Genomic DNA, 15,664 nt, shown 5'->3' on the forward strand with positions numbered 1-15,664 from the left:
GCAGCGTGACAACACGATCCCGAACCGCCACTGACCAAAAACCACAGATCATCAGCGGGGGGGGTTTATTCCATGGTGGGTTCAGTCGGTTCCCTAATGACCCCACGCATACAGTGAATGATTCGCCGGTGACTATCCCCCACTTGATCCGTAACTTCCACCCTAATGAGCATTTCGTCGATAATCGCCATAGCCCTAGGCGTAAAAGCAGCCAAGCTTTGAGGTGAGGTGGAAATTGGATACGCGGGTCCAACGTGGCGCAGAAGGAAATCTTCTCCTAAAATGAGCCCCATAGCCTGCAAAAAAGAAATCGCCTCGCCTCTCGGAATCCATGAGCTGTCACGGCAGCTCGAATTAGCGGCCGCTCGAAGGGTGATGCGGTAGTAGGGGCTGTGGATCATGGCGACGGCCGATGCCCCGTTGACCAACGACACCCGCCATACTAACTCGCTGGATAATCCAGTCGTCTTGACCACCCTTCCCTGCCAGCCGAGTATCGGCCGGACAGCAGAAGCATACTGGGCGCGAGCAAAAGCGAGGCCCGCCGCGATGGTGGTTGCGGCAGTTGCTGACTGAACATCAAGAAGCTTCAATTTCCAGGGCCATGACGACCGCATGGAAAGTGGAAGATTCGATGTCACGATCTCCCACACTAAAAGCAGCGCCGCTAACGCGAGAAGAATGATGGGTACCGTAAAGAATAACGGGTTCCTGCGCACTCGCACTTGCGGACTTTGCCCCATCCCGCCCCCCATGCGAAATTAGACCGGTAGGACTATTGGCATAATATCCTCTGTGTCGTCGGTGGGTAAGATGGCGCCGGGTCAAGCACGCCTGATGTCAGGAAGCGCTCCAAGAACGGTGATGGGGCTGGCGTGGCGGCTTTGGTCTCGCCCGGCGCACGCTCCCCCGATCCCTGGGCCTTCCGTGCCGACCGCTGTCCCGCAGCGCGGCGCTCCAACTGGACTGGTTGTTCTCCGCCACCGCCCGCTACTGCCCCGCCTGCCCGGTCGGCGACGGCTCTTCCATCCAGGACCTGCACGGCAGGCCCTGGCAACGCGCTTGGCGGTTGCCGGAAGTCTTCGCTTGCCTGCGGCACCGGTGGGGACGGCCGTTGTGTGATGCCGAGGGCTGGCAGCGCTGCGGGTCAGAGGCGCCAGGAGCGGATGCGGTCGGCGGCGGTGTAGATGTCGGCGCGGCCGTCCAGGACCTCGCGGGCGAGGTCGACCAGGGCGCCGTAGGGCGGGTCGACACCCTCGCCGCTGATGTGCATGTAGGCCACGGCCGTGGAGCAGGCGAAGCGCACGTTGGCGGCCGGCAGCGGCTTGAGCAGGGCGAGGGTATGGAGCAGGGCGGCGGCGCGCCAGGCCGGGTCGGAGTCGGTGCCCAGACGGGGCGGGTCGACGCGGTGGCGGGCCACGGCGGCGACTAACGCGGAGAAGTCCGAGACGGTCGGCTGCTTGGGCAGGACCTCTTCGTGGCGCTGGAGCAGCCAGGGCACGTCGATGTAGATCACGGGCGGCATGGGTCAGGCGGCTCGCGTCCCGGTGTCCGGGAGCTGCTGCTCGTCGTCGGGGAACGCGGCGGCGAACTCGTCCGCGTGCTCGGTGAAGAAGCGGCGGAAGACGTCGGCGCCTTCCTTGAGGGCGCGGTGGCGCTCGATGTCGGCGGTGGTGGCTTCGCGGACCAGGGCCTTGAGGGTCACCCCGCGCTCGGTGGCGATGGCGCGGAGAGCTTCGAGCTCCGCCTCGCTGAATTCCACGTTGAGAGCTGGCATACCCGCAACGGTAGCGGCTGGGTACCCCACTGCCAATCCCCGCAGTTCAGCGGATTAAAAGGGGGTACCTGGACAAGCTGACCGCCACGGCCGACTCAGGGCTCAGAACGGCGGTACGCCAGCACCGCGAAAGGCCCCGCCGTCCTAGAAGGCACTGCCGTACCGGGGGATGGCGTCCGCCTCCCGGTCGCCGATCCGCAGCCCGCGGCGGGCCACGGAGGGCAGCACTGGTCTCGATCAGTCCAGGTCGGCGCTGGCCGGGGTGACCGCGAGCGCGATGTGGGGAACGGCGTCAGGCACAGCTCCGCCGCCGTGCTCGGGTCGGACGCGGCGCGTGCCTCCTGCAGCGTCAGGAGACCCGGTCGGCATCGCGGAGTCGAGGACCTCGTCCGAGGAGAGCTCGCCTCCTGCCACCAGCTCGCGCACCAGGGCGGCTGCCTCCTGCGGGTCGCGACACCACTGCGCGGCGGCCTCGTCGCCAGCGCTCACCAGGGCCATCGCGGCGAACTGGTGCGCCGTTTCCAGAAGAAGAGGCCGGGGAAGTTGAGCGCGACCGCGGCGAGGGCCGAGCCGGCGAGCAGGGAGGACGTTGAGCAGGTGGGCGCCGACGGCGAGGCGACGGGCCCGGGCGGTCCTCGTGGCGCGGGCCCGCAGCGTCAGCGCCTCCCGCAGTTCCGCCGCCGTGGGCCGGTACGCCAGGCCGATGCCCGCCTCCGTCACCTCCGCCACTTCAACCCCCTCGCCCTGGCGGGCAGTCGGGGCCCGCTTGCTCCGTGGTCAGCCTAGTCCCGTACTTCGCGGGTCACCGTTTCGGGTCTGTGGCCAGTGGCTTTACGGTTCCGGTCGCCTGGTCGGTCGGAACCGTCGAAGAGGCCGGTGCGGTGATCACCATCAGCTTCTCTGGTTCGGACACGGCCGAGAAGCCAGCGTGTGCGTAGACCTCGTGCGCGTCCAACGTGGAGAGCATCAGCCGCTTCAGTTGGTAGGGCGCCAGCGCCGCGACGACCGACTCCGCCATCCAGGTGCCGATGCCCCAGCCTGGCGCTGCGCGAGTCCGGGCTGCCGCACGCCGTCCTGCGCCCGCAGTACTTCCAGCAGAACCTGCTGCTGGACCAGGCCGCCCTGCGCGCGGGCAAGCTGGTCACCTACATCCCGGACGGCCGGCCCGTCGGCATGGTCGACGCCGCCGACATCGCCGACACGGCCGCGGTCCTGCTGACCACCGAGCCGCTCACCGGGCAGATCGTGGTGCCCACCGGTCCCGCCACCATCACCACCCAGGACGCGGCCGACGCCATCTCCTCCGTCCTCGGCGTCGACATCGAGATCGACTACGTCGACACCGACCGCGCCTGGAGCGAGCTGCGCGCGGTGGGCCGGCCCGACTGGTGGATCGCCGACCTGCTGAACATCTGCCAGAAGTCTTCCGCCGAGGTCAACGACGACGTGCCCACCCTCACCGGGCACACCGCCCGGACCATCAAGGACAGCGCCAAGACCGACCTGGCCGCCCGCTGACGCGTACGGGCGCCGGTCGGACCGGTTCGGAAACGGCGGGCGCGGACCGTCAGGAGCGGATGCCCACGCATCCTCGCCTGGCCGGTCCGCGCCCGCCGTTTCCGGTCTGCCGCGAGGACACCGCGTCGTCGCGGCAGCCGAGGTGCGAAAGGGGGCAGCGGGCCCGCAGGGCGTCCACCGCCATCCGTGCCACCGTTCCGATGACCGTGTCCGCGCCCGGCAGGTTGGCGGCCGTGGAGGCCGAGCGGGTGAAGCCGGCGACCGCGCACCGGCCGCCGTCGGGGTACTCGACAACACCGACCTCGTTGCGCACCGTGGGCAGACTGCCGGTCCTGCCCGCCACCCGCACGTCGTCGAAGGGGAACCCGGAGGCCAGCCGGTGCGGCCAGTTCTGGAGGCCCATGACGCGGCGCATCGCGGCGCAGTGCTCCGTCGGCGCCGCCTCGTCGGTCCACACCGCGGTGAGCAGCCGGGTCATGTCCCGCGGGGTGCTGTGGTTGGTGCGGGCCGGCGCCACACCGTACGCACCGCCACAGCCGTCACATCAGCGACCGCCCGCACATGCCGGGTAGAAAGCTCACCCGCCCCTGCCTCTCCAACAAACGGCGCACCACCAACGCCCTGGGCAACCCAGCCCACGGCCACCAACCTCTACCTCTCGAACCACCCCACCATCACACCGGCCACCCACACCCCCATGTTCAATGAGCCAGTACTATCGATCGAGCCGCCGATGCCTTGTCATGGAACTTCTGAAAGGTATCGGCATGATCCTCAAAGGCCGGGCCAACGAACGAGCGACGCTCGACGCGCTCGTCGCCTCCCTGCGCGAAGGCCTGAGCGGCGTCCTGGTGCTGCAGGGGGACGCCGGGATCGGCAAGACCGCGCTGCTGGAGTACGCGACCGCCGAGGCCGCCGAGCTGCGCGTGATCCGGCTCGCGGGGGTGGAGCCGGAGGCAGGCTTTCCCTTCGGGGCTCTGCACCGGTTGCTCATTCCGTTCCTGGAGGACCTGAAGGAGAATCCGAGCGGATTTCCCGCCACGCAGCACGCGGCACTGCGGGTGGCCTGCGGGCTGGCCGACGGTCCGCCCCCCGACCGGTTCCTGGTGGGACTCGCGGCGCTCACGCTGCTGGCTGAGGTCGCCAAGCAGCGCCCCATCCTGTGCTGTGTGGACGACGCCCAGTGGCTCGACGACGAGTCGCTCGCGGTCCTGGCGTTCGTCGGCCGCCGGGTGCACGCCGAGGGCGTCGGCCTGGTCTTCGCGACACGCTCCGGCTTCGACGGACTGACGGGGCTGCCCGCCATGCGCGTCGCCGGTCTGGAGGAGCCGTCGGGGCTGGAGCTGCTGCGCTCGGTGGTCGGGCAGCTCGACGCCCGCGTCGGGGCGCGGGTCGTGGCCGCGACGGGCGGAAACCCGCTGGCGCTGATCGATCTCGGGCAGGAGCTGTCCACCGGGCAGCTGACGGGGGGCGTCGCGCTGCCCGACCCCCTGCCCACGGGAAGCCGCCTGAAGGACCACTACCTCCGGCACGTCCGCCACCTGCCGTCGTCCACGCAGTCCTGGCTGCTGCTGGCCGCGGCAGAGCCCGGCGGGCACCTCGGTTACGTCTGGGCGGCGGCCACACTGCTGGGCATCGACCCCGAAGCCTTCGGCCCGGCGGAGTACGCAGGTCTGCTGATCCTGCGTCCCACCACCGCCGACTTCCGTCACCCGCTGGTGCGTTCCGCGGTGTACGAGGGCGCCACCAGCGTGGACCGGCGGCGGGTACACCGCGCCCTGGCGGAGGTCACCGACCGGCCGGCGGACGCCGACCGGCGGGCCTGGCACTCGGCCGCCGCCGTCCTCGGCCCCGACGAGTCCGTCGCCACCGCCTTGGAACGGTCCGCCGACCGCGCGAGCGGGCGCGGCGGCTACGCGGCCCGCGCCACGTTCCTCGCCCGGGCGGCCGAGCTCACGCCAGACGCCTGCCACCGCGCGTCACGGCAACTGGCCGCGGCCGAGGCCGCGCTCACCTCCGGAGCGCCGCTCCAGGCCCGCACCCTGCTGGAGGCCATCGACACCGGCCTGCTGGACGACGCCGCCCGGGGGCGGGTGCTCACGGTGCGTGCCGGTGCCCTCAACGGTCTGGGCGAGCCGGGATCCCACGCCAGGGCATCGGCGTTGTGCCTGGCCGCCGGACAGGCGTTCGCGCAGCAGGCGCCTCGGCTCGCCCGCGACTCACTGCTGCGGGCCGCCGATTGGGCACTGATCGCCCGGCACTTCGCCCGTGACACCGCATCCGCCGAGATCGCCGCGGCGGCGCTGGCGCGCGCACGCGTCCCGGAGCCGCCCGCTGTCGCCGACCGCATGCTGGACGCCTTCGCGGTGCTGGCCCGGGACGGTTACGAGCAGGCCGTGCCGCGGCTGCGGCAGGCGATCGACGCGCTGCTGGCCCCGGCCACCCCCGACGAGGACGTCCTGCGCGGATACCAGATGGGCGTCTGGTTCTCCACCATGCTCTGGGACCACCCGGCGCGCGCCGCCGTCCTCGGGCGTGCCGACGCCATCGCCCGCAGGGCCGGCGCCCTGTGGCACCTGAACGTCATCCTGTTCTGCGCCGCGATGTCCGAGACTACCCTCGGTGAACTGGCGACCGCCGACGCCCTGATGATCGAGGGCCACCAGATCCGTTCGGCGATGGGCGCGACCGCCACCCAGCTGGAGATCTACCAGCACCCCGAGCTGCTCGCCTGGCGCGCGGGCGACGACCGGGCCGGCGAGTCGCTGCGCCGGTCGATGGAGGCGGCGACCGTGCTCGGGGCCGGTGCGCTGGAGGCGAGCGCGCGCATCGGCCTGGTCGTTCTCGGCCTCGGCCGGGGCAACTACGCCGAGGCCTGCGCCGTCGCCCACCGCCTGATGGACAGCGACGTCATGGGCACGCACTCGCGACTGCTCCCGGACCTGGTGGAGGCCGCCGCCCGCTGCGGCGACCGCGTCCTGGCCACGACCGCGCTCCGCACCCTGGAACAACGGGCCACCGCCTGCGGCACCCCCTGGGCGCTGGGCCTGCTGGCGCGCTCCGAGGCGGTCCTCGCGCCGGCCGACCGGGCCGAGTCCCGTTACCGCGCGGCTATCGAGACGCTCGCCCCGACCGGGGTGCGCGCCGACCTGGCGCGCGCCCACCTGCTGTATGGGGAGTGGCTGCGCAGGCGGAAGCGGCGCAGGGACGCCCGCGAGCAACTGCGCACCGCCGTGGCGCTGTTCGAGGAGATGGGGGCCGCCGCGTTCGCCGACCGGGCCGGACGGGAACTGCTCGCCACCGGCGAGCACGCCCGCCGCCGGTCGACCGCGGCGGCGCACGATCTGACGCCGCAGGAGACCGCGATCGCCAAGCGCGCCGCCGCGGGCGCCACCAACGCGGAGATAGCGGCCCATCTGTTCATCAGCGCGAGCACCGTCGACTATCACCTGCGCAAGATCTTCCGCAAGCTCGGCGTGACCTCCCGGCGGCAGCTGAGCCAGGCACTGCGGGACTGACCCCGGTCCCGACTACGCGCTCCACAGGATACGAACGCCGGTCGCACCGGTCGATGATCGGGCGTCCAGGGACAGATCCTGCAGATTGGAGCACTCCCCATGCCGTACGTCACCACCGCCGACGGGGCGGAGATCTACTACAAGGACTGGGGCCACGGACGGCCCGTCGTGCTCAGCCACGGCTGGCCGCTGAACTCCGACAGCTGGGAAGCGCAGATGCTCTCCCTCGCCTCCAACGGCTTCCGCGTCCTCGCCCACGACCGCCGCGGCCACGGCCGGTCCACCCAGACCTGGCACGGCAACGAGATGAACACCTACGCCGACGACCTGGCCACGCTGATCGAAACCCTCGACCTGCGGGACGCCACCCTGGTCGGGTTCTCCACCGGCGGCGGCGAGGTCGCCCGTTACGTCGGCCGGCACGGCACCGCCCGGCTCGCCCAGATCGTGCTGGTCGCCGCCGTACCTCCGTTCATGCTCAAGACCGACGACAACCCCGGCGGCCTGCCCATCGAGGAGTTCGACGCGATCCGCGCGGGATCGCTCGCCGACCGGTCGCAGCTGTACCGCGACCTGGCCGACGGGCCGTTCTTCGGCGGCAACCGCCCGAGCACCACCCCCTCGCAGGGCATGCGCGACGCCTTCTGGCGCCAGGGCATGCAGGCCGGCCACCGCAACGCCTACGAGTGCGTCGCGGCCTTCTCGGCCACCGACTTCCGCGCCGACCTCGACGCCTTCGACATCCCCACGCTGGTCATCCACGGCGACGACGACCAGGTGGTGCCGTTCGAGGTGGGCGGCAAGGCCTCGGCCGCACGGATCAAGAACGCGACGCTCACGGTCTACCCGGGCGCGCCGCACGGCATCACCGACACGCACAAAGAGCAACTGAGCGCCGACCTGCTGGACTTCCTCAACTCCTGAGCACCGGAAGGGATCACGACCATGGGAAACTACCGACCTCGCCGCCGCACCCTGGGAGCCCTCGCCACGGGTGTTGCCCTGAGCGGCGTCGCCGCCTCGTCCGGATGGGCTGCCGGCCGGGGAGAAGCCACCGGTACCAAACCGACCGTGGTGCTCGTCCACGGTGTGTTCGCCGACGCCTCCGGGTGGAACGCGACCATCGCGTCGCTCCAGTACACCGGATTCCCCGTGCTCGCCGTGGCCAACCCGCTGCGCGACCTGGCGGGCGACTCGGCGTACGTCTCCGGCGTCCTCGACACCATCCCCGGACCGATCATCCTGGTCGGCCACTCCTACGGCGGCGAGGTCATCACCAACGCCGCGCGCGGTCACGCGAACGTCAAAGCCCTGGTGTACGTCGCCGCCTTCGCCCCCGACGAGGGCGAGAGCGCACTGGAACTGGCCGGGAGGTTCCCCGGCAGCAAACTGCCCGACGCCCTGGTGTTCCGCCCGCTGCCCGGCGGCGGCACCGACGGCTACATCGACCCGGAGAAGTTCCGCGACGTTTTCGCCGGGGACCTGCCGTCCGCCCGGACCAGGGTGATGGCGGCCGCCCAACGGCCCGGCGCCGTGGAGGGGCTGGGGGCCCACAGCGGCGATCCGGCCTGGCGGAGCCTGCCGTCCTGGTACGTCATCCCGACCGCCGACAACGTCATCCCCGCGGCGGTGCAGCGTTTCATGGCCGAGCGCGCCGGGAGCACGACCGTCGAGGTCGAGGGCGCGTCGCACGTCGTGATGATGTCCCGCCCCGACATCGTGGTCCGGCAGATCCTGGCCGCCTTCCGCGCCACCCGCTGACGTCCCGTAAGGAACCACGACCATGAGCACTCCGGACACCATCGTCCTGATCCATGGCTTCTGGGTCACGCCCCGGAGCTGGGAGCACTGGATCGACCACTACGAGAAGCGGGGATACCGCGTCCTCGCGCCCGCCTACCCCGGCTTCGAGGTGGGGGTCGAGGCCCTGAACGCGGACCCGACACCGATCCTGAAGGTCACTGTCCAAGAGATCATCGAGAGCCTCGAAACGCTGATCGGCGGGCTCGGCCGGCCGCCGGTGCTGATCGGCCACTCGGCGGGCGGCGCGTTCACCCAGATCCTGCTCGACCACGGCCTCGGCGCGGCCGGTGTGGCCATCTGCTCCGCGCCGACGGAGGGGGTGCCCGTGGTCCCGCTGAGCCAGGTGAGATCCACCTTCCCGGTCCTGCGGAACCCGGCCAACCGCCACCGGGCGGTCGGCCTCACCCACAAGCAGTGGCACTACGCGTTCACCAACACCTTCACCGAGGAGGAATCCAGGGCGCTGTACGAGCGGTACGCGATCCCCGCGTCGGGCGGCGTCTTCTGGGACAGCGTGCTGGCCAACCTCCGTCCCGGCCACCAGGCCACGTTCGTCGACTACCACAACGACGACCGCGCGCCGCTGCTGTTCATCGCGGGAGAGCTGGACCACCTGATGCCGCCCAGGGTGCAGCGGTCCAACGCCTCGCACTACACGTCGGACACCGTGACCGAGGTCACGGAGTTCGCGGGCCGACCGCATCTCCTGCCCGCCGCCCCCGGCTGGGAGGAGATCGCCGACTACGCGCTGGACTGGGCCCTGTCGCACGCACGCTAACGCCGTTACCTGCTCCGGGGCGGCCGGCGTCGCCCCGGAGCAGGTCCGGAAAGGATCCCCGGATGACCCGAACCCGCGTCACCCGCATCGGGGGCCCGACCACGCTGATCGAGATCGGCGGCTGGGGGCTGCTCACCGATCCGACGTTCGACCCGCCGGGATGGCGCTACCGCTTCGGCTGGGGCACCTCCTCGCGCAAGGTCGTCGGCCCGGCCGTCGCGGCAGCCGACCTGCCCCCGATCGACGCCGGCCGCCACCGGCTCGCCCTCGTCTGTGACGGCGACAGCGACAGCGACAGCGACAGCGACGTGCGGGCGCGGCTGGGGGCCTTCGCCGTGGCCGGCCGTCCGCCCGCCGGGCCGGGGGTGTCCACCGGCACCGTCCGTTCGCGTCCCCGCCTCGTCTTCCTCTTCCCCGGCCAGGGCAGCCAGCGACCGGGCATGGCCGCCGGTCTGTACGCCACCGCGCCCGTGTTCCGGGACACCCTCGACGAGGCGTCCGCGCATTTCGGCCCGCTGCACGGCCGCACCCTGACCGACTGGTGCACCGACCCCGGTGTCGACCCCGCCGACCTGGCGCGCACCGAGGTGACCCAGCCGGTCGCTGGCCGCCACCCCCGCCCAGCGCCCCGCACCGCGCCCGGAGCCACGCCGGCACCGACGCCCCGCGCCCGTCACGTCCGACCCGCAGGCCTCCGTCGACGCGCCCCGGACCGACGTACCCCGGACCGGAACTCCCCAGACCGACGCCCCCTCCCCCGCCCCGCACCTTCCGCCGCCCCCGGACGCACCGCACGTGAACCGTGAGGCGCTGGCCGACTCGTTCGTCGACGGGCTCGCGCGCGCGTTCGGCGCTCCGGGCGCTCCAACGGCTTCGGTCCTGGACCGTTCCGAGCGGATCGAGCCGCGGGACGCCCACGCCGCGGGGTTCACGGTCACCGCCGGTCACGAGGCGCAGGCGGTGCTGCTCAACCGCGCGTTGAGCGTCGAGGAGCTCGGCCTCGCACCGGCCCAGCATCTGCGCTGGTTGCCGCGCGACTGGGAGGACGCGGGGGTCGCCGGGGACGCCGGCCCGGACACGGAACCGGCGGCCGCCGTGAGGAGCCTCATGGCAGCCGCCGGGAGGACCCTCGGGGCGCGTGTCCGGATCGTCGTCACTCTTCCCGGCACGGAATCGGTCGCCTTCGGCGCCGACTCGGCCCCCGTGATCCGCCTGTCGTTCGACGGCACCCGGTTCGTGCCGCCGTCGGACGTGTCGTGACGGGCGGAGCCACCGGAGCCGGTCCTCAGGGGGAGCCCGGCAGGGTCAGCTCCCGTTCGCCTCGGCGAGGGTCGGGTAGTCGGTGTAGCCGCGCTCGTCGCCGCCGTAGAACGAGGCCTGGTCGGGCTCGTTCAGGGGGGCGCCCTTCTTGATGCGGTCGACGAGGTCGGGGTTGGCCAGGGCCATGGATCCGACGGTGATCACGTCGGCGAGGCCGTTCTCCAGGTCCGCCACGCGGGTGTCGATGTCGGTGCCGGGACGGTTGAGGAGCAGCGCGCCCGGCCACTCGGAGCGGATGCTCTTCAGCAGGGTCTCGTCACCGCCGTGGGCGAGGTGCAGGTAGGCGAGACCGAGCGGCGCCAGGGCGCCGACCAGCGCGCCGTAGAGCTCCGGTACGTCGTCCTCGGTGATGTCGTTGAAGGGGTTTCCGGGCGAGATGCGCAGGCCCGTCCGGCCGGCCCCGATCTCCTCGGCGACGGCGGTGGCGACCTCCACGGCGAAGCGGATGCGGTTCTCCACGCTGCCGCCGTACTGGTCGGTGCGCTGGTTGGCGTTGCTGGAGAGGAACTGGTGCAGCAGGTAGCCGTTGGCGGCGTGGATCTCCACCCCGTCCGCGCCGGCGCGGACCGCCGCGGCCGCCGCGTGCCGGAACTCCTGGACGACCTCCGCGACCTCGGCGGTCGACAGTGCGCGGGGCTCGGGCATCGGCTGCATGCCGGTGGCGGTGAACATGCTCGCCTCGGGCCGCACCGCCGACGGGGCGACCGGCTGACGGCCGTGCGGGGTGTTGGAGGGGTGCGAGACGCGGCCCACGTGCATGAGCTGGATGACGCTGCGAGCGCCGTACTCGTGGACGGCGTCGGTCACCCGGCGCCAGCCCTCGACGTGCTCGTCGGTGTGGATGCCGGGGGTCAGGAGGTAACCCTGGCCGTCGGCGGAGGGCTGGGTGCCCTCGGTGATGATCAGCGACAGCGAGGCGCGCTGGGCGTAGTACTCGGCGTTGAGTGCCGTCGGCACACCTTCCGGTGTGGAACGGTCACGGGTCATCGGGGCCATCGCGAGGCGGTGCGTGAGCGGGATGCTGCCCAGATCGATGGGGTTCCAGAGGGAAGACATGAGGCTCCGATCAATATGTGTGGCCAGCCACGTGTTTTGAGGATACATTATGTGGTCGGCCAAGCAATTCTTCGCGGACTTCTCCCAGCACGCCCACTTTGGAGAGCAGCACCATGCAGTTCGGCATCTTCAGCATCGGCGACGTCAGGCCCGATCCGACATCGGGACGACCCGCCTCGGAACAGGAACGGTTGCGGATGATGGCCACCATCGCCGCCAAGGCCGAGGAGGTGGGCTTCGACGTCTTCGCCACCGGCGAGCACCACAACCCGCCCTTCGTGTCCTCCTCCGCCACGACCCTGCTCGCCTTCATCGCGGCACGGACGGAACGGATCATCCTGTCCACCTCGACCACTCTGATCACCACCAACGACCCGGTGAAGATCGCGGAGGACTTCGCGGTCCTCCAGCACCTCGCCGACGGGCGGGTGGACCTGATGATGGGCCGCGGCAACACCGGCCCGGTCTACCCGTGGTTCGGACAGGACGTCCGTGACGGCATCCCCCTGGCGATCGAGAACTACGCGCTGCTGCACCGCCTGTGGCGCGAGGAGACGGTGGACTGGCAGGGCAAGTTCCGCACCGCGCTCCAGGGCTTCACCTCCGTGCCGCGCCCGCTCGGCGGCGTCCCGCCCTTCGTGTGGCACGGTTCCGTGCGCAGCCCCGAGATAGCCGAGCAGGCCGCCTACTACGGGGACGGCTTCTTCGCCAACCACCTCTTCTTCCCCAAGCGGCACTTCGTCGGTCTCGTCAACCTCTACCGGGACCGCTTCGAGCACTACGGCCACGGCACCCGCGACCAGGCCGTCGTCGGCCTCGGCGGCCAGGCGTTCATGCGCCGCAACTCCCAGGACGCCCTGCGGGACTACCGCCCGTACTTCCGCAACACCCCCGTCTACAGCGGCGGGCCGTCCGTGGAGGAGGTCGCCGAGCACACGCCCCTGACGGTCGGCAGCCCGCAGGAGGTCATCGACAAGACCCTGACCTTCCGCGAGACCTTCGGGGACTACCAGCGTCAGCTCTTCAACGTGGACCCGGGAGGCATGTCGGAGAAGACCGTCCTCGAGCAGCTGGACCTGTTCGGGGAGATCCTCCCCGTGCTCCGCAAGGAGTTCGCCGCGAACCGCCCCGCACAGGTGCCGGACGGCCCGCTCCACCCGGCACGGCGCACGTCCGGACAGGCCGCCGCCGGCCAGGGGGTCACGTCATGAGGACCCTGCGCCTGAGCGTCGTGTCGGCCGGTCTGAGCGACCCCTCCTCCACCCGGCTCCTGGCCGACCGGCTCACCGACGCGACCCGGCAGGGCCTGGAGGGCTCCGGGTACGCGGTGGAGGTCAGCGTCGTCGAGGTCCGCGAACTCGCCGCGGAGATCGCCCGGAACCTGACCCTCGGCTCCCCCGGACCGGCGCTCGAAGCGGCCCTGGACACGGTGACCCGGGCGGACGGCCTCATCGCGGTCACCCCCGTCTTCAGCGCCTCGTACAGCGGGCTGTTCAAATCGTTCTTCGACCTGCTCGACCCCACCGCGCTGACCGGGACGCCCGTCCTGATCGCCGCCACCGGAGGGACCGCCCGGCACTCGCTGGTCCTGTACTCCAAGGACAACCAGGCCGAGGACATGCGGCAGTTGCTCACCTCGCTCGGAGTGACCGAACCCGTACGCCTGGTCGGCCACGACATCGGCGGCATGATCGCGTTCTCCTTCGCCCGGCTCTTCCCCGACCAGGTGCGGCGGCTCGCGCTGATCGAGCTCGCCGTTCCCGGTTTCGGGCTGGAGCAGGCGATGAACCCGGCCGGCGGCGGCTCGTTCCACTTCAGCCTGTTCATGACGGACGAGATACCCGAGCTGCTCTTCGAGGGCAGCGAACACGCCTTCTTCCAGTGGTGGTTCCCCCGCCTGTCGGCCACCCCCGGCGTCTTCACACCCGAGGAGATCGACGCGGTGACCGCCTCCTACCGGGGACAGCAGGCCCTGCGCGCCGGATTCCAGCACTACCGGACCCTCCTCGCGGACGGCCGGACCAACCGGGAATGGGCCGACGCCGACGGCCGACTCGACGTGCCGTTGCTGGCAGTCGGCGGCGAACACAACGTCGGCACCAGACTCGCGGACGCCCTGCGGCCCATAGCACCGCACGTGCGTTCCGCGGTGATCGAGGGCAGCGGACACTTCCCGCCCGAGGAACGTCCCCAGTCCCTGCTGGACGAACTGGCCGTCTTCCTTGCCTAGCACCGCGGCACAGCCCGTCGGCCGGCTCGGTCCGGCCGACGGCCGGACCCTTGCGTACGCTGTTACGGTGGCCGACCACTCACATACCGCCGGACCACAAGGCGCCGAGGAAGTGAGCACCATGAACGAAGCCGCTGACCCGGCTCCCGAGAACAACACCAATCCGGTCCGCACCGGACGTCTGAGCTTCGCGATCTTCACGCTCGCCCGCGCCCACCGCGCCTACGCCGCTGAACTGCTGCGCAAGGTGGATCTGCATCCCGGGCAGGAACTTCTGCTGATGCAGCTTATGGAACGCGACGGACAGACCCAGGCGGAACTGCTCGCAGCCGTCGGACTGGACCATTCGACCGTCTCCAAGTCCCTGAAGCGCATGCAGGAACGCGGACTGGTGGAGCGCGAACCCACCGAAGAGGACCGGCGGGTCATGCGCGTCCGGCTCACACCGAAGGGCGAGGCGTTGCGCAAACCGCTCGAGGAGATGTGGGCGACGTTGGAGCGCACCTCGGTACGCGATCTCGACGAGCGGACCGTCGACCATTTCGTCGCCATCGGCGAGACGGTCACGCGTTCGATCCTCGACCGCCGCTCGACCCCGCTCTAGCTCCACGGGAAGAGACGAGGACACGACCCCTGACATGAACCGGGTCCTCCGTGCCCGCGTAGAAAAACCCGTGGCAGAAATACTCGCGGGTACGCTCCCGGCAGCCGGTCATGTCCTCTCCCTCCAGCCCGTCGTACGGGAGCTGGTGGCCAGAGGACACACGGTGCGGTGGTACACGTCCGACCGGTACGCCGCCCAGGTCGAGAAGACAGGCGCCCGGCTGGAGCCGATGAGCTCTGACCTGGACATGTTCGCCGGACCTCTCGACGAGCTGTACCCGGAACGGGCACAGCTCAAGGCGCTGAACCGGATGACATGGGACCTCAAGCACCGGTTCATGGGGCCGTCCGCGGCCCAGGCCGACGAGCTGGGCCTGTTGCACGCGCGGGTGCCCGCGGACGTGCTGCTGTGCGATCCGGGTTTCGGTGCGATCCGGATGCTCGGCCAACGCACGGCGGTCCCCTGGGTCAGCGTCGGCTCCGCCCCGTTGACCCTGCCGAGCCGGGACACCGCACCGTTCGGTTCAGGGCTGCCGCCGAGCAGCAGCGCCCTGGGACGGCCCGTAACCCGGCACTGCGGTTCGCCTTCAACACCATCGTCATGCGGGACGTGGCGGCGCACCGCGACCGCCTGCGCCGCGAGGCAGGACTCCCCGCGTCCCGGGACGACCTCATGGGTTCCGGCGAAACCCCAGCTCATGCATCACCCCACACCCCAACTACCACCCCCCGGAGCGTCAGTTGCTCAACGACCGTCAGCGCGAGCGCCTGGCCGCCCTGGACCAGTACCGGGAGCGCACCGGCCAGGTGGTCGTCCCGCGCCAGCACGGCGAGGTCCTGCACGGCGACCCGGCCGACGTCCGGACCCCCGGCGCCGTGGCCGAGGTGTCCGCCCGGCTCGGTGTGTGGGTCTCCAACACCAAGTCCAGACGCCGGAAGTTGAGTGGCCGGCAGCTCGCCTTGCCTGCGGCGCTGGGATGGGAGTGGGCGAAGTGAACGTGCTGATGTCAGGCGTCGTGATGGACGGTGGCCGTCGAGCCGGACGGCGAGATCCGCGACGT

General features: G+C 70.9%; 17 protein-coding genes and 2 pseudogenes. 12 read left to right on the forward strand and 7 right to left on the reverse strand.

All coding sequences use genetic code 11. The features are described 5' to 3' along the window. Window positions 1–65 precede the first annotated feature (65 nt). Window positions 66–725 (reverse strand): hypothetical protein, encoded by a 660-nt coding sequence (locus tag OIE51_RS00320; RefSeq protein ID WP_326594590.1) that lies wholly within the window; start codon window positions 723–725, stop codon window positions 66–68. Between the two features lie 236 nt (window positions 726–961). Here OIE51_RS00320 and OIE51_RS26770 point away from each other — a divergent pair. Then, window positions 962–1,093: pseudogene (locus OIE51_RS26770) on the forward strand (TniQ family protein); the annotation flags it as partial. Between the two features lie 54 nt (window positions 1,094–1,147). Here OIE51_RS26770 and OIE51_RS00325 read toward each other — a convergent pair. From OIE51_RS00325 to OIE51_RS00340, 4 genes are all read right to left on the reverse strand, one after another. Next, the gene (locus OIE51_RS00325) at window positions 1,148–1,525 is read right to left on the reverse strand and encodes a toxin Doc (RefSeq protein WP_326594592.1); all 378 of its coding nucleotides are present in this window, start codon (window positions 1,523–1,525) and stop codon (window positions 1,148–1,150) included. Between the two features lie 3 nt (window positions 1,526–1,528). Continuing rightward, a complete protein-coding gene (locus OIE51_RS00330; protein WP_326594594.1) occupies window positions 1,529–1,777 on the reverse strand; it encodes a hypothetical protein in 249 nt (82 codons plus the stop codon). A 237-nt stretch (window positions 1,778–2,014) separates the two neighbouring features. Then, complete coding sequence (locus OIE51_RS00335; protein ID WP_326594596.1) at window positions 2,015–2,506, reverse strand: hypothetical protein; 492 nt, start codon at window positions 2,504–2,506, stop codon at window positions 2,015–2,017. A gap of 73 nt (window positions 2,507–2,579) precedes the next feature. Then, window positions 2,580–2,795 (reverse strand): hypothetical protein, encoded by a 216-nt coding sequence (locus OIE51_RS00340; protein ID WP_326594598.1) that lies wholly within the window; start codon window positions 2,793–2,795, stop codon window positions 2,580–2,582. A gap of 155 nt (window positions 2,796–2,950) precedes the next feature. Between OIE51_RS00340 and OIE51_RS00345 the strand changes: the two genes are divergently transcribed. Next, window positions 2,951–3,295, forward strand: coding sequence for a hypothetical protein (locus OIE51_RS00345; protein ID WP_326594600.1), 345 nt, complete (start codon window positions 2,951–2,953; stop codon window positions 3,293–3,295). A 160-nt stretch (window positions 3,296–3,455) separates the two neighbouring features. Here the strand turns inward: OIE51_RS00345 and OIE51_RS00350 are convergent. Further along, window positions 3,456–3,806 (reverse strand): annotated as a pseudogene (locus tag OIE51_RS00350) (serine hydrolase); the annotation flags it as partial. A gap of 232 nt (window positions 3,807–4,038) precedes the next feature. Here OIE51_RS00350 and OIE51_RS00355 point away from each other — a divergent pair. The 6 genes from OIE51_RS00355 to OIE51_RS00380 all read left to right on the forward strand — a co-directional run bounded on the left by OIE51_RS00355 (window position 4,039) and on the right by OIE51_RS00380 (window position 10,654). Next, the gene (locus OIE51_RS00355; RefSeq protein WP_326594602.1) at window positions 4,039–6,813 is read left to right on the forward strand and encodes a helix-turn-helix transcriptional regulator; all 2,775 of its coding nucleotides are present in this window, start codon (window positions 4,039–4,041) and stop codon (window positions 6,811–6,813) included. Window positions 6,814–6,912: 99 nt separating this feature from the next. Then, window positions 6,913–7,737 carry an alpha/beta fold hydrolase gene (locus OIE51_RS00360; protein ID WP_326594603.1) on the forward strand — a complete coding sequence of 275 codons (825 nt, stop codon included), beginning with the start codon at window positions 6,913–6,915 and terminating at the stop codon, window positions 7,735–7,737. 21 nt (window positions 7,738–7,758) lie between these two features. Continuing rightward, entirely contained in the window at window positions 7,759–8,574 is an 816-nt protein-coding gene (locus OIE51_RS00365) for an alpha/beta fold hydrolase (RefSeq protein ID WP_326594604.1), read from the forward strand. Between the two features lie 22 nt (window positions 8,575–8,596). Continuing rightward, window positions 8,597–9,394 (forward strand): alpha/beta hydrolase, encoded by a 798-nt coding sequence (locus OIE51_RS00370; protein ID WP_326594605.1) that lies wholly within the window; start codon window positions 8,597–8,599, stop codon window positions 9,392–9,394. Between the two features lie 62 nt (window positions 9,395–9,456). Next, window positions 9,457–10,200, forward strand: coding sequence for an acyltransferase domain-containing protein (locus OIE51_RS00375; RefSeq protein WP_326594606.1), 744 nt, complete (start codon window positions 9,457–9,459; stop codon window positions 10,198–10,200). Next, complete coding sequence (locus OIE51_RS00380) at window positions 10,190–10,654, forward strand: hypothetical protein (protein WP_326594608.1); 465 nt, start codon at window positions 10,190–10,192, stop codon at window positions 10,652–10,654. The genes OIE51_RS00375 and OIE51_RS00380 overlap by 11 nt, the downstream gene beginning before the upstream one ends. Window positions 10,655–10,699: 45 nt before the next feature. Here OIE51_RS00380 and OIE51_RS00385 read toward each other — a convergent pair whose 3' ends face one another. Further along, on the reverse strand, window positions 10,700–11,770 hold the full coding sequence (locus tag OIE51_RS00385) for an alkene reductase (RefSeq protein ID WP_326594610.1): 1,071 nt from the start codon (window positions 11,768–11,770) through the stop codon (window positions 10,700–10,702). A gap of 113 nt (window positions 11,771–11,883) precedes the next feature. Here OIE51_RS00385 and OIE51_RS00390 point away from each other — a divergent pair, with 113 nt between their 5' ends. The 4 genes from OIE51_RS00390 to OIE51_RS00410 all read left to right on the forward strand — a co-directional run bounded on the left by OIE51_RS00390 (window position 11,884) and on the right by OIE51_RS00410 (window position 15,599). After that, on the forward strand, window positions 11,884–12,981 hold the full coding sequence (locus OIE51_RS00390) for a CE1758 family FMN-dependent luciferase-like monooxygenase (RefSeq protein ID WP_326594611.1): 1,098 nt from the start codon (window positions 11,884–11,886) through the stop codon (window positions 12,979–12,981). Further along, on the forward strand, window positions 12,978–14,000 hold the full coding sequence (locus OIE51_RS26775; RefSeq protein WP_442811834.1) for a CE1759 family FMN reductase: 1,023 nt from the start codon (window positions 12,978–12,980) through the stop codon (window positions 13,998–14,000). Before OIE51_RS00390 ends, OIE51_RS26775 begins: the two co-directional genes overlap by 4 nt. A 121-nt stretch (window positions 14,001–14,121) precedes the next feature. Next, a complete protein-coding gene (locus tag OIE51_RS00405; protein WP_326600446.1) occupies window positions 14,122–14,604 on the forward strand; it encodes a MarR family winged helix-turn-helix transcriptional regulator in 483 nt (160 codons plus the stop codon). A 740-nt stretch (window positions 14,605–15,344) separates the two neighbouring features. After that, window positions 15,345–15,599, forward strand: coding sequence for a helicase associated domain-containing protein (locus OIE51_RS00410; protein WP_326594613.1), 255 nt, complete (start codon window positions 15,345–15,347; stop codon window positions 15,597–15,599). Window positions 15,600–15,664 lie beyond the last annotated feature (65 nt).

Origin of the sequence: Streptomyces sp. NBC_01803 (genome assembly GCF_035917415.1) — a bacterium.
Taxonomy (GTDB): Bacteria; Actinomycetota; Actinomycetes; order Streptomycetales; family Streptomycetaceae; genus Streptomyces.

What these genes read in the sequence shown, in the direction of transcription:
- OIE51_RS00325 (WP_326594592.1), bottom strand. Translation starts at nt 1,525, where the DNA reads ATGCCGCCCGTGATCTACATCGACGTGCCCTGGCTGCTCCAGCGCCAC.
- OIE51_RS00330 (WP_326594594.1), bottom strand. Translation starts at nt 1,777, where the DNA reads ATGCCAGCTCTCAACGTGGAATTCAGCGAGGCGGAGCTCGAAGCTCTC.
- OIE51_RS00340 (WP_326594598.1), bottom strand. Translation starts at nt 2,795, where the DNA reads ATGGCGGAGTCGGTCGTCGCGGCGCTGGCGCCCTACCAACTGAAGCGG.
- OIE51_RS00345 (WP_326594600.1), top strand. Translation starts at nt 2,951, where the DNA reads ATGGTCGACGCCGCCGACATCGCCGACACGGCCGCGGTCCTGCTGACC.
- OIE51_RS00355 (WP_326594602.1), top strand. Translation starts at nt 4,039, where the DNA reads ATGGAACTTCTGAAAGGTATCGGCATGATCCTCAAAGGCCGGGCCAAC.
- OIE51_RS00360 (WP_326594603.1), top strand. Translation starts at nt 6,913, where the DNA reads ATGCCGTACGTCACCACCGCCGACGGGGCGGAGATCTACTACAAGGAC.
- OIE51_RS00365 (WP_326594604.1), top strand. Translation starts at nt 7,759, where the DNA reads ATGGGAAACTACCGACCTCGCCGCCGCACCCTGGGAGCCCTCGCCACG.
- OIE51_RS00370 (WP_326594605.1), top strand. Translation starts at nt 8,597, where the DNA reads ATGAGCACTCCGGACACCATCGTCCTGATCCATGGCTTCTGGGTCACG.
- OIE51_RS00375 (WP_326594606.1), top strand. Translation starts at nt 9,457, where the DNA reads ATGACCCGAACCCGCGTCACCCGCATCGGGGGCCCGACCACGCTGATC.
- OIE51_RS00385 (WP_326594610.1), bottom strand. Translation starts at nt 11,770, where the DNA reads ATGTCTTCCCTCTGGAACCCCATCGATCTGGGCAGCATCCCGCTCACG.
- OIE51_RS00390 (WP_326594611.1), top strand. Translation starts at nt 11,884, where the DNA reads ATGCAGTTCGGCATCTTCAGCATCGGCGACGTCAGGCCCGATCCGACA.
- OIE51_RS26775 (WP_442811834.1), top strand. Translation starts at nt 12,978, where the DNA reads ATGAGGACCCTGCGCCTGAGCGTCGTGTCGGCCGGTCTGAGCGACCCC.
- OIE51_RS00405 (WP_326600446.1), top strand. Translation starts at nt 14,122, where the DNA reads ATGAACGAAGCCGCTGACCCGGCTCCCGAGAACAACACCAATCCGGTC.